Origin of the sequence: Candidatus Agathobaculum pullicola (genome assembly GCF_052117205.1) — a bacterium.
Lineage (GTDB): Bacteria > Bacillota > Clostridia > Oscillospirales > Butyricicoccaceae > Agathobaculum > Agathobaculum pullicola.
Window position 1 is genome coordinate 1 of sequence record NZ_JBQKJP010000128.1, and the last position, 426, is coordinate 426.

Here is a 426-nt window from a genome sequence, read left to right on the forward strand (position 1 = left end):
GGATATGGCCCCCTCTCGTCAAGTTAAGTGTAGCAACTCAACTTTAACCGATGAGGCCTTATCCTTCATCCCTTTTTTATTCAACTGTCCAAGATGTATTGTACTCCTACAAATCCCGTCAAATATATTCGACAAAATATATTGACAAAACCGCTTCTTTTTGCTATATTATTATTTGTCGCTGACAGTGATGCGACACGACGCAAAAGAAAACGCGAGTGTGCTGGAACTGGTAGACAGGCACGTTTGAGGGGCGTGTGTCAATCGACGTACGGGTTCAAGTCCCGTCACTCGCACCACCTTCAAGCGGAAAAATTAAATATGCGGATGTGGCGGAATGGCAGACGCGCTAGCTTCAGGTGCTAGTGTTCGCAAGGACGTGGGGGTTCAAGTCCCCCCATCCGCACCAAGAAAAGTACTGATTTC

General features: G+C 46.7%; 2 tRNA genes. Both read left to right on the top strand.

The features are described from left to right. The first annotated feature begins 214 nt into the window (after window positions 1-214). Window positions 215-299 (top strand) — tRNA-Leu (locus ACTQ3V_RS15720). 24 nt (window positions 300-323) lie between these two features. Next, window positions 324-409: transfer RNA gene (locus tag ACTQ3V_RS15725), tRNA-Leu, on the top strand. Window positions 410-426 lie beyond the last annotated feature (17 nt).